The following is a 20,260-nucleotide window of genomic DNA, read 5'->3' as shown; positions in this document are numbered from 1 at the left end:
GAGAGGAAACAGCCTTTTATGAGGGAGATATTGGCGCGACTCAAACCTTGGAGAATTTACGGCGCTATCAGACTAGGTATGAGATAAGTCGCTACTATTGGGAGCAGTTGGAAAAAGCGGGGGCTCCTGCAAGTAGAAGAGGGAAGGAAATCATTATTGAAGACTTAGAAAATCGGTTTGCTACCAATAATGCAAACTTTCCAGTAGAAGATGTTGCTTGGGGAGTTTCGAGAGATTTTTCGGGAATAGGAATTTTGAGAACCGTTGTAGACGGACCTGTTTATCTTTGTATTGTATTGTTGGCAGTTTGGCTAGGCAGTCGCGGAAAAGCAGTTGAGGTGGAAAGAAAAACATGGTTTTTTCACCGTACGCAACCAGTGCCATTACGAGGGATTTTGCTTCAAAAATGGTTACAAGGACTATTGATTGCTTGTGCGACAACGGTTTTATTCAGTATGATAATTTTTATCGTTCAATCTATAGTTCATGGGATTGGAGCTTGGCAGGATGGCATTATTGCGTTGTCACGCCAAGAACAGGGGCTTTTTTTACATTTTCTAAAAGAGGAAAATATTTGGGTACAGTTTGTACCGAATCTTGACTATCTGTGCTGGATGTTTTTAGGAATGATAGGTTTAGAAATAGTGCTTATTTCTATCAACCATCTTATGCAAGCTTTTTTGCCGAATCGAATTTTTGTCTTCTTGCTGGTTTCGACCGGTTTGGTTGTGGCTGATAGGCTACTTTTCCATGATTTCGTTTTTAATGGAATTGATATGTTTCGTAAATTCTATTTTTGGGGATAACTACTTACAATCTATTCTCATTTTATGAAAGAGATTCCATTAAAATGTAATAGTGGCAGTCGTGATTAAGAAAAATAGCCTTTTTACTTCTTTTATCTTTTCTCGCTCTAGTTCTTAGGCTTGTGAAAAAACGTCCAATGGGCGTTTTTTCTGGTATAATAAAAAGAAGAAATGCGAGGAAGCTATGACCATTATTGATGAGATTCAGAAATTAAGTAAGGAAAGATTAGGTTTAGTGACAGTCCTAACGGGAGAAGATGTTGGCCAGTTTCAATTGGCCAAAGAAGCGCTACTGAAACAAATTGGTTTTGACAGTAGTGATTTGAGCTATGCTTATTTTGATATGTCAGAGATAGCCTATCCTCAGGTGGAACTTGATTTGGTATCCTTGCCTTTTTTCTCGGATGAAAAAATTGTCATATTAGATTATTTTGCAGACGTAACGACAGATAAGAAACGCTATTTAAGTGATGAAGAACTCAAGCAATTTGAGGCGTATCTTGTTCAGCCAGTTGAAACAACCCGCTTGATTATTATTGCCACAGGAAAATTAGATAGCAAACGCCGTCTAGTAAAACTCTTAAAACGAGATGGTCTTGTGTTGGAAGCAACGGTTCTCAAAGAAGTAGAATTTCGACAATTTTTCATGCAAAAAACGAAAGAAATGGGACTTAGCATGGAGAATCACGTTTTTGAACAGCTCCTGATGAAGTCAAATCTTGATTTTGCTGAGATGCACAAAAATCTTGCTTTTTTGCAGTCCTATAAGGGCAGTAGTCAGATTGGTTTAGATGATATTGAGCAAGCTATTCCTAAGACCTTACAGGATAATATATTCGATATGAGTCAACTTCTTCTGCAAGGTAAGATTGATTCAGCTAGGCAATTAGTTCGTGATTTGCGCTTGCAAGGCGAGGATGAAATTAAATTAATTGCGATTTTGCTCAACCAATTTCGGCTTTTTTTGCAGGTACAGTTATTGCAAAAAGAAGGACAAGGAGAACAGCAGATTGTTGCAACATTATCAGAGATAGCAGGCCGGAAAATCAATCCTTTTCAAGTAAAATTTGCCCTGCGCGATTCGCGTTCGCTCACTCTTTCTTTCCTTAAAAGAGTAATCCAAGTCTTGATTGAAACGGACTACCAGATTAAGCAAGGACTATTTGAGAAGGAGTATCTTTTTGATCTTGCTTTATTAAAAATTGCCAGCGCATGATTTCAGACAAAAAAATTGAAATGACTCTTAAATTTCGGTAAAATGAGCAGTATAGAAGATTAAAGGAGGCCGAATATGGCAATTATTTTACCAGATTTACCATACGCTTATGACGCTCTTGAACCGCATATTGATGCAGAAACAATGACATTGCACCATGATAAGCACCATGCAACCTATGTTGCGAATGCAAATGCAGCCCTTGAAAAACACCCAGAAATTGGTGAAGACTTGGTAGCTTTGCTGTCAAATGTGGAAAACATCCCAGCAGATATTCGTCAAGCCTTGATTAACAATGGTGGTGGTCATTTGAACCATGCTCTTTTCTGGGAATTATTGTCACCAGAAAAAACAGAAGTTCCAGCTGAATTGGCAGCAGAGATTGCCGCTACATTTGGTTCATTTGATGAATTCCAAGCAGCCTTTACAACAGCCGCAACAACTCGTTTTGGATCAGGATGGGCTTTCTTGGTTGTCAATAAAGAAGGTAAATTAGAAATTGTTTCAACTGCAAACCAAGATACGCCAATCATGAATGGTTTGACACCAATCTTAGCGCTTGATGTATGGGAACATGCTTACTACTTAAACTACCGTAATGTTCGTCCAAATTATATCAAAGCATTCTTTGAAATCATCAACTGGAATAAGGTAAACGAATTATACCAAGCAGCAAAATAAGATGTGAATCATAAAAAACAGTCCGGTGGACTGTTTTTTTAATCATTTTTCTGCATAAATATGATACACTAGAATAGTAAGTTTTTTGGAGAGGAGAGTTCGTATGGAGATTGCGGCATTTGGTGTAGAAGAATGGTTAAATGATTGGGAAAAGCAGGCAGTCTATGATATTGCTGGGAGTTCGATTGACTCGCTGACAGTAACAGAAGTTCTGGCCTTGGGCGGAATTTCTCAGGAAGAATTTCTGGAAGATTTGCTACAGAAGAAACTGAATTATGGTTGGATTGAGGGGTCGCCTACCTTTAAGAAGGAGGTGGCAAAACTATATCAACATGTGGCAATGAGTCAAATTCTTCAGACAAATGGAGCAACAGGAGCCAATCATTTGGCCCTTTATGCCTTGATTGAAAAAGGGGATCATGTCATTTCGCTGTATCCTAGTTATCAGCAGTTGTATGATATTCCGAAATCGCTAGGAGCAGAAGTTTCTCTCTGGCAGATTCATGAGGAGGAAGGCTGGTTACCCTCTTTGGATGAGCTACGGAGCATGATTCGTCCAAATACCAAGATGATTTGCATCAATAATGCCAATAATCCAACCGGTGCTGTTATGGAACGCCCATTTTTAGAGGAGCTAGTATCCATTGCTCAAGAAGTGGGAGCTTATATTTTGTCTGATGAAGTCTATAAACCCTTGGATTCGCGTTATGATGTGCCAGCTATTGTGGATTTATATGAAAAAGGTATCTCAGTTAACAGCATGTCAAAGACTTATTCTGTGGCTGGGGTGCGAGTTGGTTGGATTGTGGCAAGTGATGACTTGTCCAATTTGTTCAGGAAATACCGCGATTATACCATGATTTGTGCAGGGGTGGTGGATGATGCTCTTGCAAGCTATGTGTTACAGCATAAAGATGCAGTATTAGCGAGAAATCAAGCCATTGTAGCAGAAAATTTACAGCTAGTCAGAGATTGGGTGGAAGAAGAGCCGCGTGTCAGTTTGGTATATCCAAGTGCCGTGCCAGTTTCCTTTATTAAGCTAGATGTTCCTGAGGAAATCGAATCGTTCTGCCTGCGCTTATTGCAGGAAAAAGGTGTCTTGTTAGTACCTGGCAATCGCTTTGATCGGCCTGGCTATGCTCGCTTAGGCTACTGTACGCAGGCTAATACCTTGAAAACAGGCCTAGCTCTATTATCAGATTTCTTACGACAATATGATTAGCGTTCTAAGTTAGCTAGTTGGTAAGAAAAAATGAACCTCCCTTGCAAATGTGCGAGGGAGATTTTGCTTATTTGATAAACATAGCATCGCCAAAGCTAAAGAAGCGGTATTCTTCTAAAATAGCATGGTGATAGGCCTCAAGGACAAATTCACGTCCAGCAAAGGCAGATACTAGCATAACCAAGGTTGATTTCGGTAGATGGAAGTTGGTTGAAAAGGCATCAACCAGTTTGAATTGATAGCCTGGTTTGATAAAAATGTTGGTCCAGCCTGAGTCTGCTTGAATCTCTCCATCAAATTTATTTCCAATCGTCTCTAGGGTGCGAATCGAAGTTGTACCTACTGCAATGATTCGGTGACCAGATGATTTTACTTCTCGTAAAGTAGCCGCAGCTTCTTCTGATAAGGTGTAAAATTCAGAATGCATTTCGTGTTTGTCTAGATTATCAACAGATACAGGGCGGAAAGTTCCCAGACCGACATGAAGGGTCAAATAAACAAGTTTAACGCCTTTTGCTTCTATTTTTTTTAGCAATTCTTGGGTAAAATGAAGTCCGGCAGTCGGTGCAGCAGCAGAGCCATTTTCTTTCGCATAAACAGTCTGATAGCGCTCACGATCGTCCAATTTTTCATGAATGTAGGGTGGAAGTGGCATTTCTCCAAGACTTTCTAGCACTTCAAGGAAAATGCCGGTATAGGCAAACTCTACAATACGCCCACCGTGTTCTAATTCTTCAATAATTGTTGCCATCAAGCGACCATCGCCAAAGGAGATTTTGCTTCCAACTTTCAATCGTTTAGCAGGTTTTGCAAGAACTTCCCATTGATCACCTTGGGTATTTTTTAGGAGCAACAATTCAACATGTCCACCAGTTTCTGGTTTTTCGCCATATAGACGGGCTGGTAAAACGCGGGTGTTGTTCATGACGAGCGCATCACCAGGCTCTAATTCATCGATAATGTGGTCGAAATGGGTATCGACCATCGTTTGCTTTTTACGGTCAAGAATCAATAAACGAGAAGCATCTCGTTGTTTCAGAGGAACCTGAGCGATCAGGTGTTCAGGCAAGTGAAAATCAAAATCAGCAGTGTTCATATATTTCCTTTCTTTTGTGCCTAGAAAGCCTTTGTTATAGGCTTTTTGAGTGTTTTGTGATTTTAAAAAAAATAAATTTGTTCACCTTTTTGTTCACCTACAAGTTATTGATGGCCTTTTCATAATATGTAACGGCTTCTTTTTCTTTGTCTTTGGATAGGTGGGAATATACGTCTAATGTCATGGAGATATTCGCATGGCCTAGGCGGTATTGAAGTTCTTTGTAACTAATGCCAGCGTTCAGCAATAAACTAGCGTGAGTATGGCGGAAGGCGTGCAAGGTGAAGCGTGGAATGTCAATCGTATGACAATAGTCGTCTAATCTACGTTGTATGGTAGTCCTTAACTGATACAGCCTAGTAGGGGCAGAAAATACAACGCTAGGGCGTGGCGCCCCAATTTCTGAAAACATTTGCCGTTGGCGGGCGTTATACAGTCGTAGCATGTTGAGGGTATTTGTATCAACGCTGATAGTTCTGTTTCCCGCTTTGCTTTTTGTGGTGCCAATTAGCCCCATTTCACCATTATAGGTCTTTGAAATGTTAAGTGTTTTTTCTTTGAAATCAATATCAGACCAATTAAGGGCGAGCAGTTCCCCGATACGGCACCCAGTAGCTAGCAAGGTTTTATAAAGAACCATATCGAAATAACCGGTATAATGCTGAATACTTATTTTTTCTACGTAATCCAACAATTTTTTTAGGTCTTGTTTATCGATGAATGTTATTTTTTGAGGGTCTTTCGCTGGTTTGGGTGGTAAAATGACATCACGAGCGGGATTATAGGGGATAAGTTGCAACGTTACCGCGTATTGGAGTATACGGCTATTGATGGAAACAGGAACCCTAAAATTTGCTAACGTTACCGCCAAGCGATTGATGAAACGTTGGACGATGTGAGGGGTTATTTTTTCAAGTCTCATGTCGCCAAACATTGGTAGTAGGTGATTTTTCAAGAATAGTGTTGTGTTACGGTAGGTTTGGGGCTTTACGGTCAACTTGTAACTTTCTAGCCAAAGTTCCGCCAATTCTTTATAACTTTCAATTTGTACCGTCTTGTAGACTGTTGAGCCGTTTATTTTGAAATCCAGTTGCGCATTCTGGGCTTTTCTGCTAACTTCTTTTTTTGTTCGTCCCGTGACGCTGGTTTTTACCTTTTTACCCGTTATGTTATCTACTCCTAGATAGATATTGGCACGGTAGACGATGCTGCCGTCTTTCTTTTTTACTTCTGTTATTTTCATGATCATAAACCTTTCCATCAGCAGGCAAGCCGTTGTTAAAGGGGTTTTAGATTGAATAAGGTTTATATCACGCTGAGCGTTACGAGAATGCCCCTATTTTCGTTTGTTTTGTGTTGGGTGGTAGATTATACCGTAAAGCATTAAAACGCCGTAGAGGGCTTGAAAATATCGATTAAAACTGGTTCATTCTTTCTTTCTCATAGTCTAGCGACTGTTTGAGTAGGTCGGCTAGTCCACCGGTGTCTTGATCAGCTAGAAGCACCATATACTTTGCGCGGTCGTCTTTGCTGATGATTATGGGAGCTTTTAAGTATCTCATGGCCAGATACATCAGAATTAGGCGCCCTGTTCGTCCGTTTCCGTCTGAAAATGGGTGGATACGCTCCAGCTGGATATGGGTATCTGCTAGCACGTTGAGCAATTCGGGGATACTTTTGGCGCTTTCTAGGCGGTAGCTTGTATTGTCTGCCCACTGGGTCATCAAGTAGGGTGTTTCTGCTGGGGTTGCGGTCTTAAATTCTGCCCCGATAATGGCGTTTTGCGCCGTTTTAAAGCGTCCGCGGTCATGCTGTAGCCTATCTGTTAGAAGTGCATGAAAGTCTTGTATCAAGCCAACGGTAAGCGGTGGTAGGACGTCTAGCTGATCCAGAAGAAAGTTAAATGCTTGCTTGTGATTTTCAATCTCATAGAACTCCCGAATACTTTTATGGTTGCCTGGTAGGCTATTTTCAATGATGATGCTGACCGTTTCAGGGAGTGAGATGGTATTCCCTTCTATACCGCTTGAGTGATAAGCCATGCGGACAAGTATGTCGTCTAGGTAATCGGGTTTATACGTCATGTTTTTTCTTTCTGTTTGCGTCTTCTGTACTGGTACAGTTTAAAAATTTATGCTATACTATAGTTATTGGGAGCAATTCCGATGATTGGTTTTTCTACTATACCGAAGGCGTGGCGTTTGCTACGCCTTTTTGTGTTGTCTATGCACAACGGGCTAATAGGTTATACAAAATTGCGTTTATATAGTCTATGGCTTTCAATGTTTCTATCAACGTCTTTTTCGTCCCAAATTTGTAACTCCCACGGGTAATAGTGATTGCTTTTATTTTTGAAGTAGACGTGGATACCAGTATAGTTGTCTTTGTCCCGTAAGTACCAATTTTTTAGCCCGAACTGTTCTTTCCAGTCGTCTAGCTTTTCCATGACTAGCGCAATATCTGCCGATGAAAGAATGATACGAGCGCCGAAAATATCGTTGAGAATGGAGTTGACTGGGTAGCCGTCTTGTCTTTCTGAAAAGCGTTCTATCTTGTCTACGATACTTTCGGAGGTCTTGACGCGGTAAACATAGGCGATATCTTTTACATCTGCTTTCATTAAATAGTCATTGATGGATTCGTGTAGGTTTAGGCGATAATCCAGAATTGCCTTTACTGGTACTTTTGAAAAGGTGTGTTTTAAATTTACTTTTTCAACTTTTCCCGTCTCAAAATAATCTTGCGAGTAAGCGAGATGGATTCGGTTAATTTCAGCGATTAAGCGTTCTACTTTTTCTAGCATGCTGGTCTTTCCTTTTTCGTGGGTTATGGCAGGTGGAAAAGTTTATTTCAGTTCAATTAGTTTGTTATAAATTTTGTCCGTTAGTTCTTTTTGTTGACTTGCTGTTAGGTGCCTTGATGTACGAATTATAATAGAGCCGTAAACATAATGCGAACCTGGATCTAAAAATCCTTGACCGTCAAAAGCACTGAGATATGTGTTACGTTTTTCGGCGTCTTCGGTTGTGTTGTAAACTTCAATATTCCCTCCAACGTCATTTCCTTTAGCTACAATATCAGCGCCATCAACAGGTATGTTGACTTGGTTATCTGCAAAATAAACGGAAGCTGTATATCCTCCTTGTTTATTTAATTTACCGTTTGGATCATTGGCTTCTGTAACAGATTGAACTTCTGTAACGGTATCAACTTCTTTTAAGCGCTCTTCGATGAACGCTTGGGAAGGATTTGTAATTTGTTTTAGTTGGGTAATGCTGTTCTGGTATTCTTTTATAGCGTCAGTGATTTTGGTTTCGGTTTCCGTATAGTCTAACGGCTGTTCTAGTTCCTTTGCTTGCTCTAAAATATCTTCTGTTTTCTTTGCTATTTCAGGGATTTTTCTTTTTTCTTTGTTTGCTGCTTCCAAGGTTGCTTTTAAATTGTCTAGGGTCTTATCCTCTAACGGCTTTTCGTCAGCTTTTACGAGTTCTTGAGCTTCGGCAATTGAGCTTTCTAGTTTTTTGTTTTTATTGCTAACCATTTCTTTAGCTACTTCAAAAGTGTTTACCGCATTCTGGTGAGGGGTAAAGATATATAAATAATAAGCAACTGCAGCTAAGACTATAATCACTGATGTGGCAACAAGCCAGATTTTTTTATTTTTCATTGTTTTTTCTCCTTTTTTGTATATTTAAATGGTTGCACTTGGTCAGTCTACCACCTTACCAGATCCAACGACGGCATATATTTTGATATGGGTATCTGCTGATGGTGGAAAATCAATAATAATATCATCATATTTTGGATTGATGGAAACTAAGCGCAAGCAATTATCTTCTGTATAGACTTTTTTTAGATAAGACTTATCATTAATCGCTACGGCGCAGACTTGGCCAGAGTAGCTAGAAAAGCCCGTATCTTTTAAATAGACAATGTCGCCATTTTCATAATCTGGTAACATGCTATCACCGTTGACGATGCTAGCGATGTCATGTCGCGGGGGTTCCTCTTCTACTTGTACCGTCCTTATATCGTTGTCATCGTAGGAATAGCCAAGCCCCGCCGCTAGTTCGGTTATTGCCTTGGTTGAATACAGGGCAAGGGGTTCATGTATTTCTCTTGCTTCCTCTTCTTGCTCCTTTAGTTGCTCCGTGGCGACCTCCAGAACGATTTCTTGGCGTTCGGGGTGTAATTGTACTACCTTATCATTTATCGCTTGTACGGTGCCATTTTTTGCGTCTGGTGAGGTGGTGGCTAAAGATGTTTCTGTTGGAAAAAAATCATCAACGGATACATTGAATATAGTCACTAATTTAAAAAGTACATCTTGATTAGCTTTTATTATCCCTTTTTCATATTTGCTGATAGTTTGTTTACTTGTGTGCAATTTGTCAGCGAGATCCGTTTGAGTCATGCCGCTTTGTTTTCTGTATTGTCTTATTTTTGAGCCGATGAATAACGCTAAATGCTCCATAAAAACACCGCCTTTCTATAATCCAATTATAACAGAAGTTGCCTAAAAAGCAACTTTTTTTGCTTTTTGTCAAAAAAAGTTGTTGACAAGTCGCTTAAAAAGCGATATTATATTTTGTCGCCTGATAAGCGACTAGAAAATAAAGGAGGGCACCGAATGCAGGGAAAACTTTTGGTATTAAGAAAAGAAAAAGGTTTATCACAAAACCAAGTAGCCAAATATTTAGGAATTTCTGTAACTTCGTATGGTGATAAAGAACGAAGTAAAAAAGAATTCACTCAAGATGAAATGTTTTTACTTGGACAATTGTTTGATAAACCTATAAACGATATTTTTTTACCTAGAAAGTCGCTTTAAAAGAGACTTAAGGCGAATATAAACCACCACGAGCGACCAAACAAACAGGAGGGAAACAGATGACGAAAAAACACAGAGAAAGATTTTTCACGATTGACCGTCTTTACGAGATCCAAGATATTCATGGCGAGCTGACACTTTCGGCCATTATGGAGGAGTTTGATTTTTTATCCAGACGAGACATCACGCAAAAGCTAAACCAAAAACGGCGAGCCGGTCAAATCTACTATGGAAAAAAATATACAAATATCAAAATCTTAGCCCCTAGGACGATAAAAAACGATGTTGTTATTAAAGATAACGAGCTAGGGCGCTTACAGTCATGGTTTTTGGTTCGTGACTTGTACGGCTTAGAAGATGATCTACAGTCTGGACAACTCAAGGCAAGCGACAAAGTAAAGGCTAGGCAATTGCGCTATAAGATTTTGAACAGTCTACAAAAGTCTGCTGTTAATTTTGCCAAACTTTACGAGGAACAAATAGGCTTTACACTACCATGGCAGGAGGTAAGTAGCAATGGTTGAACATCTACCAAGACTATATCAGCGGTCAGTGATGCTTATTAGCAAATATTGGCACGGAGAGCTAGACAAAGAAACGTTTATCAAGGATTTTCACCGCTTAGAAAACAGAATACATCACGAAGTAGCCGTAAAAAATTGGCAACAAAAAAAGGCCTAGCGAGCGACCAAACTTACTAGCCTTCAGGAACTAACTAAAATACAATTTAACACAGCAGGCAAGCCGTTGTTAAAGGGGTTTTAGTATTTCCATTATATCACAAAAATACAGGGAGCGCCAACCTTAAAAACGGCGGTAAAAAAATCGGATAGTAAACAGTAAAAAAACGGAAAAAACAGACGCTGACATTGCCATTCTACGGCCTTGTTTAGCGACTTTACGACAAGAATGTCGAAAAGAGAGGGAAAAAGCAAAATGACAACAGAACAAATTGCAGACAACTATGAAAGTTTAACAAGTGACATGATGACGGCGGTCAGTGCCTTGGATATTGTCAGACGTTGGCTAGAAAACGCCAAGAAGAGCGATGAAGGCTATTATGGTTTTATCGCCTTAAAAGAGAGTTATGCGAATATTATCAATCTAGCCATGAACGACTTGCAACGGTTGGCCAGTGAACACTATAAAATTATTGAAGAGGTGATAAAAGAATGAATTTTCAAGAGTTGAATGATATAGCAGATAGACAAGAAGTAAACACCGAAGACTTTGAAGTTATAGACTTCTACCACGAATGCCGCAAGCGAACAAATAGTGTAGCGTTCGCCGTCTTGCATGTTTTCCAGATGGGAAAGCTAGCAGGAATCAGACAAGAAAGGAAACGTAAAAATGATAATATATGAGCTTGATTTGCCGATCGAACAACTATTAGCCCTTGTGATTATCCTAGGTATTGTGAACATCTTTTTATGGCGTGATTTGGGGCATTTTGAGATTGATGTAGAGCCTAAAAAGAAGCCGGTGGAAGAAGACGCTAAAGATACTAGGAAGCTACAAAATCCCAACTATGGGGCGTATATTCAATTAGCGGGTAAAAGATACAACTAGGGGGGTAACATGGACGAAGGTATTTTTAGTACAGGCTATGAACAAAGACTACTAGAACAGAACCTAAAGGCCGTTAGTGCCTTTCTGGAACACTACAACAAGCCAAAGCCTAAAATATTGGGATTGATGACAGCCCAAGAGGTGCAGGACGAATTAGGGATAAAATGGAAAACCTTGCAACGTTGGGAACGCGCAGGCTTAAAACGCTATGAACCGCCGATAGATGATACACGTAAGGTATTCTATAAAATCGCTGATGTTTTGATTTTTTTGGGGGTAGATAATGTATGACTTACTAGAATTAACCTTACACCGTGACAAGTTATCATTTTTTGGCTTTTTGAAGAAGAATCCGACCAGAGCATTAAAAAAGGGGAACTATTATAAATTTGTATACTTGTTGCCGTCAGGCGTTGGGCTGATGGATTTTAGTTATAAGGGTATTATCGTTCACCTAGCGGACGCGGTCACAGAAAACCATTGGCAACTGGTCAGAGATCTACCGCTTGCTATGGCAGGTGCTGACCTTGTAGAGGTGTTGGAGGATTTGGAACGCCATAGACTGGAGCAAGCACGGCAGGGCCTTGGGCTGGAGCTTGGCGGGTGGATATTTGACACCATCGCAAACGGCTTATATACAGAGCAGGACACGGCCTATTTTATCCGCCTGATGTTTCTACATGGTTACGATTTTGAGCAGTTGACCAGCTTATTTAGCGCTATTGTGAAGCGGATAGAATTGGCAAGCTATTTTCTAACAACCGCAAGAAAAATCTATAAGGGGGTAGAGTTTGGATAAAAAAGAAATCGTAGACACTATTATCCAGCAAGACGAAAAGGAAACGACACAAGGCGAAACAGAAACAGCCTATCAAGAAGTGATCCCCGCCTTTCGGACGTATGGAAAATCAAAGATACCAGCCAGAAGCCCCTATAATGTTATTTTGGTTTTTGAACAGCATAAAAGTATTTTCAAGGGCGTTAGATACAACGATTTTTCAAAGGCAATTGAAAAGACTGAGTTAACCCCGTGGGGGACAAACAAGGGCTTATGGAGTGACGAGGATACAAAATTAGCCATTGCTTTCATCGATGAAAAATACGGCTTTGCGCCAACTAGGGAGAATGTAGAAATAGCGATTTTGAAAGTCGCAAAAGAAAACACTTATCACCCCGTAAAAGACCGTATAGAGTCGCAACGATGGGACGGAGTAGAACGGGCGGAACGGTATTTTATAGACTTGCTAGGTTGTCCCGATACAAGCTACGCCCGTGAGGTCACAAGATTATGGTTGACGGGTTTAGTTGCCCGCATTTATCAGCCTGGAATTAAGTTTGAAATTGTGCCGATTTTGACCGGCGGGCAAGGTTTGGGGAAAAGTACAGCTACCAAGCGCTTGTTGCCTGACTTTCATTCGGATAGCGTCCGGAAATTTGGCGACCATACAGAAGACTATCGTATTTTACAGACAAATGCGGTGATTGAATTCGGAGAGCTGAAGGGCTTTAAAAAGACGGCTATTGAAGCTGTTAAGAACTTCATCAGCGCTTCTAGTGATGATATTCGGGCGCTATATGGCAGAAAGCCTGAAAAGGTGGAGCGCCATTGCGTTTTCATCGGGACATCAAACGCCAAAGGCTTTCTAAAGGACGAGGGCAAGGAGCGACGTTTTTATCCTCTCCAATGCGGAGTTAATGATGTCGCTTGTCACCCGATGGAGAAGGAAGAAGGCTACTTCTTGCAAGTGTTGGCAGAGGCTAAAGCGTGGTACGATAAAGGGCAACCCCTGACCGTCTCAACGGAACTAGATAAGGAGCTAGAGCAAATTCAAGAAGCTTACAAGGTGGAAGATCCAGAAAAAGAAGCGATTTTAGAGTATTTGGGCTATTTTTATCCGCCGATAGACTGGTACGAGCTATCACCACATGAACGCCGTCAGTATTTTCTAAAACATCTGCAAGAGCCTTTAGACGATAACCAGCAATACAAGGAATACCCGCTTGCATTTGGGTCTGCTCAGCTTGAGCTGACAACGCCTAACGAAGTTGCCTATGTTGTCTTTAACGAAAATCCAACCAAGGGACGAGGGGGACGCTATAGCCAAAAAGCGAGGGATGTACTAGATAATCACAAGGACTGGGAACGGTCAGAAGCCAAAAAAAGACTATGGAAGAATGGGAAACCAACTCACTACTATTTTAAAATAAGGCGTTAATGCTACTAATTGCTACAGAGATGCTACAGATATGCTACAGCGAAAAAGTCAGGTATATCAAGGGTTTAACCCTATTGTAGCTATTTGTAGCAATATAATAATATAAATAATATATAAGAGAAGGGGGCTAGAAGTGGGGATATATCTATAAAAAGTTTTTTACTGAATTTCATGCTACAATAGCTACAAAAATGCCCTAAACCCTTGGGAGAGTAAGGCGGAGGCATTGTAGCAATTCCCCGCTTCTAATGCACGCTTAATGCTCCAAAAGCTACAAAAAGGAGAAAAATAACCTAGGAGGAGAGAAATGAAACAATTTAGCCATGTTTTGATGAACCGTTACCACTATCAAACAGGGGCGACACGCTTTGACACGATTGATAGAATCAAGCTAGGGATACAGGGCTATATTATTGGCTTGTATGCACAGCCAGACATCGAAACCAGCTTGACCAAATTAGAGACAGGTTGGCGACTGGTGGCAGAATATGAAGCGGACAGGGATTTGACTGAGAACCTAGAGCGGATCGCAAATACATACAAGAAAGGAGCAGTATGACCGTACGGCACTATTATAGGCACTTTCAATTCGTGGCGGATATGCTAGCATGTAAGCACGCCATCATTGGCTACTTGGTTGGCACGTTTAAGCGTCCACATTATCGAATTGACTATCGCAAGGGAGAACTTTGTGTAACCTATCAGCACAGCCGAAACTTGAACAGCATTTTTGAGCGAATAGCCGAAGCATGCGACACAGCAAAGATGAACAAAATTAAACAAAATGGAACAGATGGGAGGAGGTGAGGGCGTGAAGGCTGTAGAATCATTTTACGAATTATTGCAAGAAGGCTGGATTTTTTTCGGCTCTATAATATCTGTAGTGGGTACGCCCGCCACAGAGATTATGGAGCCTTTTTCAGTGTAGAAAAAAAGTTCCATATGACCTATAATGAAAAGCGACAAAACTATCATTTAGAAAGACTCATATGGAACAACTAAATCTTATCACAAATTTTCTCAAAATGAAAGACAAAAATATCACTATCACTAATGAATGCGACATGGGAACACACTTAGAACTCCACGGTCACTTGGATTACACAGCCCCTAAATGCCCTTCCTGCAAGGGACAAATGGCTAAGTACGACTTCCAGAAAGCCTCTAAAATCCCCTACTTAGAAACTGCTGGCTACCCGCTACTTATCCGCCTTCGAAAGCGTCGTTTCAAGTGCAAAGACTGTGGGAAAATAGCGGTCGCTGAAACTCCTATTGTTAAGAAGAACCATCAAATCTCTGTCGCTGTCAACCAGAAAATCGCACAATTACTCATCGAAAAGCAAGCAATGACACATATCGCACACAGACTCTCCATTTCTACATCTACAGTTATTCGAAAACTCAATGAGTTTAAATTTGAAACGGATTGGGATAAGCTTCCAGAAGTCATGTCCTGGGATGAGTATGCCTTCAAGAAAGGGAAAATGAGCTTTATCGCTCAAGATTTTGACACAAATAACATCATCGCTATCCTTGATGGAAGAACGCAAGCAACCATCCGAAATCACTTTCTGAGATACCCTAGAAAGGTCAGAAACCGCGTTAAAATCATCACTATGGACATGTTTAGCCCTTACTATCAACTAGCCAAACAACTTTTTCCTCATGCTAAAATCGTGCTGGATCGCTTCCACGTTGTGCAACATCTCAGCCGTGCTATGAACCGTGTCCGTACCCAAATCATGAATGCTTTTGACCGCAAATCGCATGAATACAAGACGCTCAAACGCTACTGGAAACTGGTACAACAAGATAGCCGTAAACTCAGTGACAAGCGGTTTTATCGCCCTACTTTTCGCATGCATTTGACCAATAAGGAAATCTTAGACAAGCTCCTATCCTACTCAGATGAGTTACGACAACATTATGAACTCTATCAACTTCTTTTATTCCATTTCCAAGAGAAAAACTCAGATCATTTCTTTGACCTAATTGAGCAAGAAATAGCCACTGTTAACCCTATTTTCCAGACGGTATTTAAGACGTTTCTAAAGGATAAGGACAAGGTTTTAAACGCCTTGGAATTGCCTTATTCCAACGCTAAATTGGAAGCTACCAATAATCTTATCAAAGTCATCAAGCGTAATGCCTTTGGATTTCGGAACTTTGAAAACTTCAAAAAGCGGATTTTGATTGCCATCAATATCAAAAAAGAGAAGACCAACTTGGTCCTCTCTAGATGTTAGCTGACATCTACCCACTACAGTTGACAAAGAGCCTTTTTTTCTTAGATCATGGTAAAATAAATAAAGTAAAGCGTCCGGAATATGGTGAACTTGTCCTAAAATTCAAATCAGGGGAACCATACGGCGCAGAAGTTACTCAAAAACTAAAAACATTTAAGTCATAAAGAGGAAGCACCTAGACGAAACAATAACCCAATGCGGGATGGTTTTTGTCTAGGTGTTTTTTCTATTTTCAAGGAGGAAAAAAATATGGTTAATTCGAAGGTGTTACCGCAAATTACTGAAATCATTGTCAATATTCAACGAGAGCGCAAGGCACTAGCAGACTATAAGGAGAAACTGACAAATGCTGAACAGGAGCTAGAACAAGCAAAAAACGAACTACAAAAGGCTTTTAGTTTTGAGAATGACAAGAAAGTCATCGAGCTAGAGAATTTTGTTAGCCGTTCGAAACACAATTATACAACTACCGAACAAGCTTTTTCGGCAAAACTGCCCGAAAATTTGAGGGAACTAGAAAAGTTGTTCGACTTTTTTGTGGCTGAAAAATGGGAAACAGATGCAGAAGTTCAAAACCTAGAAGCACGCCTTGTTGCTAGTTTTAAGGAAACTGTTACACTCATGAATCAATACATGAAAAAGCCTGAAGCGATCACAAAACAAGCGATGAGTGAAGTGATAACGCCAGAATTTAAACAGGCTTTTGCGGGACAGATGCACTTTTTGGGAGCTTCTCCTTCGTCTTTGACAAATGCTTTGCCGTTTGGTTTCGAAATCTATCAAGCTTTGTTTGAAGCGGGTCGTAAATTAGGGGCACCGATTGAGTGACGGATAAACTAACGCCAAGACAACATAAGTTCATGCTAGCCTTGTTGGAATCTAAAAGCGTTGAGGAAGCGGCAAAAAAAGCTGGTATCGGACGGACTACGGGGCATGGTTATCTAAAGTCCCTTACTTTTCGCAGGGCTTACCGTGAAGCTAGAAACAATGTTATGCAACAGGCTACGGCGCTTTTACAATCCGCAAGCACTGAAGCGGTTGAGGTCTTGCGGGAAATTATGCTGGATGAATCTGTTAGCCCTTATGCCCGCCAGCAGTCAGCCCGTACTATTTTAGAATTTGGCTACAAGGCACATGAGAACGAGAATGTTCTTGAAGTGATTGAGGAACTAGAAGCGAGGTTTGAAGATGAAACCTAGAGCATTGAAGAAACGACTGGAAAAGCTAGTGAAACATGTTGGACAAGATGAAGTTATTTGTTTTGTTTTTCCGAACGGTAAAGGCGCATGGTACGTTGAATGGAACGATAGTAAAACGACAAGCAGGCGCGACAACTTCCCAACTGTAGAAAAAGCGTTAGAGTTTGCGCAGTCGCTGGACAAAGTCAGTGATATTTTTTATCACCACAGAGAAACAAAAGACGTTATAACGATTGTAGACGAATGGGGCGGAAATAGTGGAATATGATAATCAGTTAAGCCCAAAAGTTAGCTTTGTTAGAATAACCTTGCTATGGCAGGGTTATTTTTTGGACACGAAAAAAGCCAGCTAGTGCTGACCCTTGTGAATAATAACCATATTAATATTATATCACAAACGGGGAAAAAAAAGATGAAACAGGTTAGGCATTTAGGACATTTAAGGGTTTTACTAGCTGAGCAGTTACAAGCTACTAACTTAGAAGACAAATTAGTCAAGCGGTTGCTTGATGAGTTGTCAGAACCTGAACAGCAGTTGTATCATCATATCATTTTAGAAGGTGGGAAATTAAGGGCGATTGATATTGAAAATTGGCTTGCTATTTTGGATAAGTATGCAGTGATAGAAAAGGACTTACTAGCAAAACATAGAAAGGCCGTTGCTAGAGCGAAAAAGAATTATATAGACTGTTCTAGCTTTGATGACGTGAGAAGGCATGGAACAAAAACAAATTAGAATATACGCCAACCGAAAACTAAAAGAGTTTGGACGGTGGCAGAGAATCGCAAGGGACGGAAGCGTGGTCTATTCTGATGATTATATCTTACAGGCAGACGGAAACGACTTTCAACCCGTGGAGCGGTTGGAGATGAACCAAGAGACGGCACGGCAAGAGCTGAACGCCATTAAGTCAGCTATCAACGCTATTAGCGACATCAGACAACGCCAAGTGCTTATTTTGAACTATCTGGAAGGCAAGCCAGTTGAACAGGTACGCCAGAGTATAAAAAGCAAGTACAAGCCTTTTGAGCCTATCAAAGAAAGGCAGTATCACAATTTAAAGAACCTTGCTTTACTTGCCTTTGCCAAGCAATACAGAAGCGGAGTACTTGAGACGTTGCCAGATTGAAATTTTGCTAGGTTTTAATCATTGTTTTAGCTTGTCCGATAAATTAACCGTATATAAACTAAAAGCCCGTAGAAGCGATTTTAGGGGGCTTTTTACTGATTAACTTTTTAGATAAAAATCTTGTTTTTTTACTTGAATACGTGTAACACGTATGATATAATAATTTTGTCAGGAGGTAGAGCGCTATGCCGATGACACAAAAAGAGATGGTAAAACTCCTAATCGCTAATGGTTGGACGAAGACCAAGGGCGGTAAAGGCTCCCACATCAAAATGGAAAAGCAAGGAGAAAGACCTATCACAGTCCCGCATGGTGAGCTGAACAAGTACACCGAACGCGGGATAAGAAAGCAAGCGGGCATTTAGTCCGCCCCTGCTTTTTGAGAGTAACGGAGGTAAACAGATGTTAGTTACTTATCCAGCCTTATTTTATTATGATGATACAAATGGGACTAACGTGCCTTACTTTGTACATTTTCCAGACATTGATGGTTCAGGTACTCAAGGCACAAGCCTTTCGGACGCTATGGCTATGGCGTCGGAATATCTTGGTATTATGGTCGCTTACTACATTGAAAGCAATAGAGAGCTTCCCAAACCATCAGAAATTAACAACCTATCACTAATGGAAAATAACCCGTTTAAAGATGAGCCCGATTTTTTATCTTATGACCCTGGAAAATCTTTCGTCTCCCTTGTTATGGTTGATGTTGCGGAGTATCTAGGAAGCCAAGAGCCGATAAAAAAGACTTTAACAATCCCGCGTTGGGCAGACAAATTGGGGCGTGAGTTAGGTTTGAACTTCTCTCAAACACTCACCGAAGCCATTGCAGATAAAAAAATACAAGCCTAGCACCCGCTGGGCTTTTCTGATACAGTAGAATATAAATGACTATATATAACTATACAAGTATAGTTTAAAGTGTTATAATATCGTTAAGGAGGCGCTACTATGCATGTTTTAGAGAAAAATACACAAGTCAATTTTAAGACGAATAGTGATTTACTAGAGAAAGCCAAAGCTATTATCACAGCCCAAAATCTTGATATGACAGCTACTTTTAATTTATTTTTAGAAAATATTGTACAAAATAAAGCCTTACCTTTTGAAACTGATACCGATAAAGAACGGGCGGAACTACTTGCAGGCTTACGGGCTGAAATTGCCAAAAGTTTTGCAGATTTAGAAGCTGGAAGAGTGTACAGTACTAACGAAGTGAGGGCTAACCTTGGTATCTGATAACAAATCTTATAGCCTTCTTATTTCTGAAAAAGTGCAGGAACAGTTACGGGCGATAAAAAGCTATATTGAAACTACATACTTTTCAGATCAGGCAGGAGCTAACACTGTAAACAATATTCTTTACGGGCTAGAACGGCTTGAACTTTTTCCAGAAGCAGGTTTTAACGCAGATGAGAGAGTAGGGGAAGCTATTTACCCGCCCTACAATACCCGTTGCATTGTTTTAGGGGACTACCTAGCCTTTTATCACATTTTGGAAGATAAGAAAACCGTCTTCGTATCTGATATTATCCATAGCAAACAAGATTACATTAGACTGTTCAAGAAAAAATAAGCGCCTTTAAAAAGGGCGTTTTTTCTTGTATCCAGTAAAATCTAGTGGAATTTGGTATAATGGACTTATCAGCAATTAAAAAAGCGTAGCTGATCACTACGCTAGTCTTGCCTGCTGAACTCATAAAATTGTTCACCTTTTTTCTGATTTTGGGCTTATCAGCGTTGATTTGATAAGCTTTTTTTATTGAAAATTTGTTCACCTTTTTGTGGACTTTCTAGGAAAATCTAAGGATATTTAAAAATATACGATTTTTCAAAAAGTCAGCAATGTCAAGGGTTTAGGGCGTGTAAGGACATTTAAGAATATGCCTAGTTAAAATCAGCAGTGTTCATATATTTCCTTAGTTCATTGAGGGTAGGGTTAAGAAATAAATCAATACGAATATCGGAAGGACAATCAGCAGGCTTCCAATCACAAATAACGGAATCCACAGGATGGTTCTCTCCTTAATTAAATAGGCAAGGATATC

The 20,260-nt window shown here is 40.2% G+C and carries 29 protein-coding genes; 23 read left to right on the top strand and 6 right to left on the bottom strand.

Annotated elements, in window-relative coordinates:
* Window positions 1–990 precede the first annotated feature (990 nt).
* The 3 genes from holA (at window position 991) to A4H00_RS00515 (ending at window position 3,925) form a co-directional block, all read left to right on the top strand.
* A complete protein-coding gene (gene holA, locus A4H00_RS00525; protein WP_067086010.1) occupies window positions 991–2,022 on the top strand; it encodes a DNA polymerase III subunit delta in 1,032 nt (343 codons plus the stop codon).
* A gap of 75 nt (window positions 2,023–2,097) precedes the next feature.
* Window positions 2,098–2,703 (top strand): superoxide dismutase SodA, encoded by a 606-nt coding sequence (sodA, locus tag A4H00_RS00520; RefSeq protein WP_067086007.1) that lies wholly within the window; start codon window positions 2,098–2,100, stop codon window positions 2,701–2,703.
* 103 nt (window positions 2,704–2,806) lie between these two features.
* Window positions 2,807–3,925, top strand: a complete 1,119-nt coding sequence (locus A4H00_RS00515; protein ID WP_067086005.1) for an aminotransferase — start codon at window positions 2,807–2,809, stop codon at window positions 3,923–3,925.
* 67 nt (window positions 3,926–3,992) lie between these two features.
* Here the strand turns inward: A4H00_RS00515 and queA are convergent, their stop codons facing one another.
* The 6 genes from queA to A4H00_RS00485 all read right to left on the bottom strand — a co-directional run bounded on the left by queA (window position 3,993) and on the right by A4H00_RS00485 (window position 9,495).
* The gene (gene queA, locus A4H00_RS00510; RefSeq protein WP_067086002.1) at window positions 3,993–5,021 is read right to left on the bottom strand and encodes a tRNA preQ1(34) S-adenosylmethionine ribosyltransferase-isomerase QueA; all 1,029 of its coding nucleotides are present in this window, start codon (window positions 5,019–5,021) and stop codon (window positions 3,993–3,995) included.
* Window positions 5,022–5,118: 97 nt separating this feature from the next.
* Window positions 5,119–6,264 carry a tyrosine-type recombinase/integrase gene (locus tag A4H00_RS00505; RefSeq protein ID WP_067091309.1) on the bottom strand — a complete coding sequence of 382 codons (1,146 nt, stop codon included), beginning with the start codon at window positions 6,262–6,264 and terminating at the stop codon, window positions 5,119–5,121.
* A 172-nt stretch (window positions 6,265–6,436) separates the two neighbouring features.
* A complete protein-coding gene (locus A4H00_RS00500) occupies window positions 6,437–7,105 on the bottom strand; it encodes a Fic family protein (protein WP_067086000.1) in 669 nt (222 codons plus the stop codon).
* Window positions 7,106–7,266: 161 nt separating this feature from the next.
* On the bottom strand, window positions 7,267–7,824 hold the full coding sequence (locus tag A4H00_RS00495; protein ID WP_067085997.1) for a nucleotidyltransferase family protein: 558 nt from the start codon (window positions 7,822–7,824) through the stop codon (window positions 7,267–7,269).
* 42 nt (window positions 7,825–7,866) lie between these two features.
* Window positions 7,867–8,688 (bottom strand): EbhA, encoded by an 822-nt coding sequence (locus tag A4H00_RS00490; RefSeq protein ID WP_067085994.1) that lies wholly within the window; start codon window positions 8,686–8,688, stop codon window positions 7,867–7,869.
* A 42-nt stretch (window positions 8,689–8,730) separates the two neighbouring features.
* On the bottom strand, window positions 8,731–9,495 hold the full coding sequence (locus tag A4H00_RS00485; protein ID WP_067085991.1) for an XRE family transcriptional regulator: 765 nt from the start codon (window positions 9,493–9,495) through the stop codon (window positions 8,731–8,733).
* Between the two features lie 156 nt (window positions 9,496–9,651).
* On the opposite strand from A4H00_RS00485, the gene A4H00_RS00480 reads away from it, so the two are divergent.
* The 20 genes from A4H00_RS00480 (at window position 9,652) to A4H00_RS00385 (ending at window position 19,788) form a co-directional block, all read left to right on the top strand.
* On the top strand, window positions 9,652–9,852 hold the full coding sequence (locus A4H00_RS00480; RefSeq protein WP_067085989.1) for a helix-turn-helix transcriptional regulator: 201 nt from the start codon (window positions 9,652–9,654) through the stop codon (window positions 9,850–9,852).
* Between the two features lie 59 nt (window positions 9,853–9,911).
* Complete coding sequence (locus tag A4H00_RS00475) at window positions 9,912–10,376, top strand: hypothetical protein (protein WP_067085987.1); 465 nt, start codon at window positions 9,912–9,914, stop codon at window positions 10,374–10,376.
* The gene (locus tag A4H00_RS11740) at window positions 10,369–10,533 is read left to right on the top strand and encodes a hypothetical protein (RefSeq protein WP_157770961.1); all 165 of its coding nucleotides are present in this window, start codon (window positions 10,369–10,371) and stop codon (window positions 10,531–10,533) included. Before A4H00_RS00475 ends, A4H00_RS11740 begins: the two co-directional genes overlap by 8 nt.
* Before the next feature lie 255 nt (window positions 10,534–10,788).
* The gene (locus A4H00_RS00470) at window positions 10,789–11,028 is read left to right on the top strand and encodes a hypothetical protein (protein WP_067085985.1); all 240 of its coding nucleotides are present in this window, start codon (window positions 10,789–10,791) and stop codon (window positions 11,026–11,028) included.
* A gap of 174 nt (window positions 11,029–11,202) precedes the next feature.
* A complete protein-coding gene (locus A4H00_RS00460) occupies window positions 11,203–11,421 on the top strand; it encodes a hypothetical protein (protein ID WP_067085980.1) in 219 nt (72 codons plus the stop codon).
* 9 nt (window positions 11,422–11,430) lie between these two features.
* Window positions 11,431–11,712 (top strand): MerR family transcriptional regulator, encoded by a 282-nt coding sequence (locus A4H00_RS00455; protein WP_067085977.1) that lies wholly within the window; start codon window positions 11,431–11,433, stop codon window positions 11,710–11,712.
* Window positions 11,705–12,220: a hypothetical protein gene (locus A4H00_RS00450; protein ID WP_067085974.1), complete on the top strand. Its 516-nt coding sequence runs from the start codon at window positions 11,705–11,707 to the stop codon at window positions 12,218–12,220. The genes A4H00_RS00455 and A4H00_RS00450 overlap by 8 nt, the downstream gene beginning before the upstream one ends.
* The gene (locus tag A4H00_RS00445) at window positions 12,213–13,637 is read left to right on the top strand and encodes a virulence-associated E family protein (protein ID WP_237334203.1); all 1,425 of its coding nucleotides are present in this window, start codon (window positions 12,213–12,215) and stop codon (window positions 13,635–13,637) included. The genes A4H00_RS00450 and A4H00_RS00445 overlap by 8 nt, the downstream gene beginning before the upstream one ends.
* A gap of 307 nt (window positions 13,638–13,944) precedes the next feature.
* Complete coding sequence (locus A4H00_RS00440; protein ID WP_067085973.1) at window positions 13,945–14,196, top strand: hypothetical protein; 252 nt, start codon at window positions 13,945–13,947, stop codon at window positions 14,194–14,196.
* Window positions 14,193–14,444, top strand: a complete 252-nt coding sequence (locus A4H00_RS00435; protein WP_067085970.1) for a hypothetical protein — start codon at window positions 14,193–14,195, stop codon at window positions 14,442–14,444. The genes A4H00_RS00440 and A4H00_RS00435 overlap by 4 nt, the downstream gene beginning before the upstream one ends.
* A 182-nt stretch (window positions 14,445–14,626) precedes the next feature.
* Window positions 14,627–15,883, top strand: coding sequence for an ISL3 family transposase (locus tag A4H00_RS00430; RefSeq protein WP_067085967.1), 1,257 nt, complete (start codon window positions 14,627–14,629; stop codon window positions 15,881–15,883).
* 249 nt (window positions 15,884–16,132) lie between these two features.
* A complete protein-coding gene (locus A4H00_RS00425) occupies window positions 16,133–16,711 on the top strand; it encodes a hypothetical protein (RefSeq protein WP_157770960.1) in 579 nt (192 codons plus the stop codon).
* Window positions 16,712–16,743: 32 nt separating this feature from the next.
* Complete coding sequence (locus A4H00_RS00420; RefSeq protein ID WP_067085961.1) at window positions 16,744–17,082, top strand: replication protein; 339 nt, start codon at window positions 16,744–16,746, stop codon at window positions 17,080–17,082.
* A complete protein-coding gene (locus tag A4H00_RS00415) occupies window positions 17,072–17,350 on the top strand; it encodes a hypothetical protein (protein ID WP_067085959.1) in 279 nt (92 codons plus the stop codon). The genes A4H00_RS00420 and A4H00_RS00415 overlap by 11 nt, the downstream gene beginning before the upstream one ends.
* A gap of 45 nt (window positions 17,351–17,395) precedes the next feature.
* On the top strand, window positions 17,396–17,818 hold the full coding sequence (locus A4H00_RS00410) for a hypothetical protein (protein ID WP_067085956.1): 423 nt from the start codon (window positions 17,396–17,398) through the stop codon (window positions 17,816–17,818).
* Window positions 17,799–18,212, top strand: a complete 414-nt coding sequence (locus A4H00_RS00405) for an ArpU family phage packaging/lysis transcriptional regulator (RefSeq protein WP_067085954.1) — start codon at window positions 17,799–17,801, stop codon at window positions 18,210–18,212. The genes A4H00_RS00410 and A4H00_RS00405 overlap by 20 nt, the downstream gene beginning before the upstream one ends.
* A 185-nt stretch (window positions 18,213–18,397) precedes the next feature.
* Window positions 18,398–18,577 carry a type II toxin-antitoxin system HicA family toxin gene (locus A4H00_RS00400; protein ID WP_067085951.1) on the top strand — a complete coding sequence of 60 codons (180 nt, stop codon included), beginning with the start codon at window positions 18,398–18,400 and terminating at the stop codon, window positions 18,575–18,577.
* 37 nt (window positions 18,578–18,614) lie between these two features.
* Window positions 18,615–19,064, top strand: a complete 450-nt coding sequence (locus A4H00_RS00395; RefSeq protein WP_067085947.1) for a type II toxin-antitoxin system HicB family antitoxin — start codon at window positions 18,615–18,617, stop codon at window positions 19,062–19,064.
* Window positions 19,065–19,163: 99 nt separating this feature from the next.
* The gene (gene relB, locus A4H00_RS00390) at window positions 19,164–19,451 is read left to right on the top strand and encodes a type II toxin-antitoxin system RelB/ParD family antitoxin (protein WP_067085945.1); all 288 of its coding nucleotides are present in this window, start codon (window positions 19,164–19,166) and stop codon (window positions 19,449–19,451) included.
* Complete coding sequence (locus tag A4H00_RS00385) at window positions 19,441–19,788, top strand: type II toxin-antitoxin system RelE/ParE family toxin (RefSeq protein ID WP_067085942.1); 348 nt, start codon at window positions 19,441–19,443, stop codon at window positions 19,786–19,788. Before relB ends, A4H00_RS00385 begins: the two co-directional genes overlap by 11 nt.
* Window positions 19,789–20,260 lie beyond the last annotated feature (472 nt).

It is taken from the genome of Streptococcus marmotae, assembly GCF_001623565.1.
In the GTDB taxonomy this organism is placed as follows: domain Bacteria; phylum Bacillota; class Bacilli; order Lactobacillales; family Streptococcaceae; genus Streptococcus; species Streptococcus marmotae.
The sequence above is the reverse complement of the archived record's forward strand: the minus strand, read 5'-3'. Positions and strand labels throughout refer to the sequence as shown.

Coding starts and splice junctions, on each gene's coding strand:
- A4H00_RS00470 (WP_067085985.1), top strand. CDS start 10,789: ATGACAACAGAACAAATTGCAGACAACTATGAAAGTTTAACAAGTGAC.
- A4H00_RS00440 (WP_067085973.1), top strand. CDS start 13,945: ATGAAACAATTTAGCCATGTTTTGATGAACCGTTACCACTATCAAACA.
- A4H00_RS00430 (WP_067085967.1), top strand. CDS start 14,627: ATGGAACAACTAAATCTTATCACAAATTTTCTCAAAATGAAAGACAAA.
- holA (WP_067086010.1), top strand. CDS start 991: ATGACCATTATTGATGAGATTCAGAAATTAAGTAAGGAAAGATTAGGT.
- A4H00_RS00485 (WP_067085991.1), bottom strand. CDS start 9,495: ATGGAGCATTTAGCGTTATTCATCGGCTCAAAAATAAGACAATACAGA.
- queA (WP_067086002.1), bottom strand. CDS start 5,021: ATGAACACTGCTGATTTTGATTTTCACTTGCCTGAACACCTGATCGCT.
- A4H00_RS00515 (WP_067086005.1), top strand. CDS start 2,807: ATGGAGATTGCGGCATTTGGTGTAGAAGAATGGTTAAATGATTGGGAA.
- A4H00_RS00410 (WP_067085956.1), top strand. CDS start 17,396: ATGGCAGGGTTATTTTTTGGACACGAAAAAAGCCAGCTAGTGCTGACC.
- A4H00_RS00395 (WP_067085947.1), top strand. CDS start 18,615: ATGTTAGTTACTTATCCAGCCTTATTTTATTATGATGATACAAATGGG.
- A4H00_RS00420 (WP_067085961.1), top strand. CDS start 16,744: ATGCTAGCCTTGTTGGAATCTAAAAGCGTTGAGGAAGCGGCAAAAAAA.
- A4H00_RS00500 (WP_067086000.1), bottom strand. CDS start 7,105: ATGACGTATAAACCCGATTACCTAGACGACATACTTGTCCGCATGGCT.
- A4H00_RS00455 (WP_067085977.1), top strand. CDS start 11,431: ATGGACGAAGGTATTTTTAGTACAGGCTATGAACAAAGACTACTAGAA.
- A4H00_RS00400 (WP_067085951.1), top strand. CDS start 18,398: ATGCCGATGACACAAAAAGAGATGGTAAAACTCCTAATCGCTAATGGT.
- A4H00_RS00480 (WP_067085989.1), top strand. CDS start 9,652: ATGCAGGGAAAACTTTTGGTATTAAGAAAAGAAAAAGGTTTATCACAA.
- relB (WP_067085945.1), top strand. CDS start 19,164: ATGCATGTTTTAGAGAAAAATACACAAGTCAATTTTAAGACGAATAGT.
- A4H00_RS00405 (WP_067085954.1), top strand. CDS start 17,799: ATGGAACAAAAACAAATTAGAATATACGCCAACCGAAAACTAAAAGAG.
- A4H00_RS00475 (WP_067085987.1), top strand. CDS start 9,912: ATGACGAAAAAACACAGAGAAAGATTTTTCACGATTGACCGTCTTTAC.
- A4H00_RS00505 (WP_067091309.1), bottom strand. CDS start 6,264: ATGAAAATAACAGAAGTAAAAAAGAAAGACGGCAGCATCGTCTACCGT.
- A4H00_RS00415 (WP_067085959.1), top strand. CDS start 17,072: ATGAAACCTAGAGCATTGAAGAAACGACTGGAAAAGCTAGTGAAACAT.
- A4H00_RS00435 (WP_067085970.1), top strand. CDS start 14,193: ATGACCGTACGGCACTATTATAGGCACTTTCAATTCGTGGCGGATATG.
- A4H00_RS00460 (WP_067085980.1), top strand. CDS start 11,203: ATGATAATATATGAGCTTGATTTGCCGATCGAACAACTATTAGCCCTT.
- A4H00_RS00450 (WP_067085974.1), top strand. CDS start 11,705: ATGTATGACTTACTAGAATTAACCTTACACCGTGACAAGTTATCATTT.
- A4H00_RS11740 (WP_157770961.1), top strand. CDS start 10,369: ATGGTTGAACATCTACCAAGACTATATCAGCGGTCAGTGATGCTTATT.
- A4H00_RS00495 (WP_067085997.1), bottom strand. CDS start 7,824: ATGCTAGAAAAAGTAGAACGCTTAATCGCTGAAATTAACCGAATCCAT.
- A4H00_RS00490 (WP_067085994.1), bottom strand. CDS start 8,688: ATGAAAAATAAAAAAATCTGGCTTGTTGCCACATCAGTGATTATAGTC.
- A4H00_RS00425 (WP_157770960.1), top strand. CDS start 16,133: ATGGTTAATTCGAAGGTGTTACCGCAAATTACTGAAATCATTGTCAAT.
- sodA (WP_067086007.1), top strand. CDS start 2,098: ATGGCAATTATTTTACCAGATTTACCATACGCTTATGACGCTCTTGAA.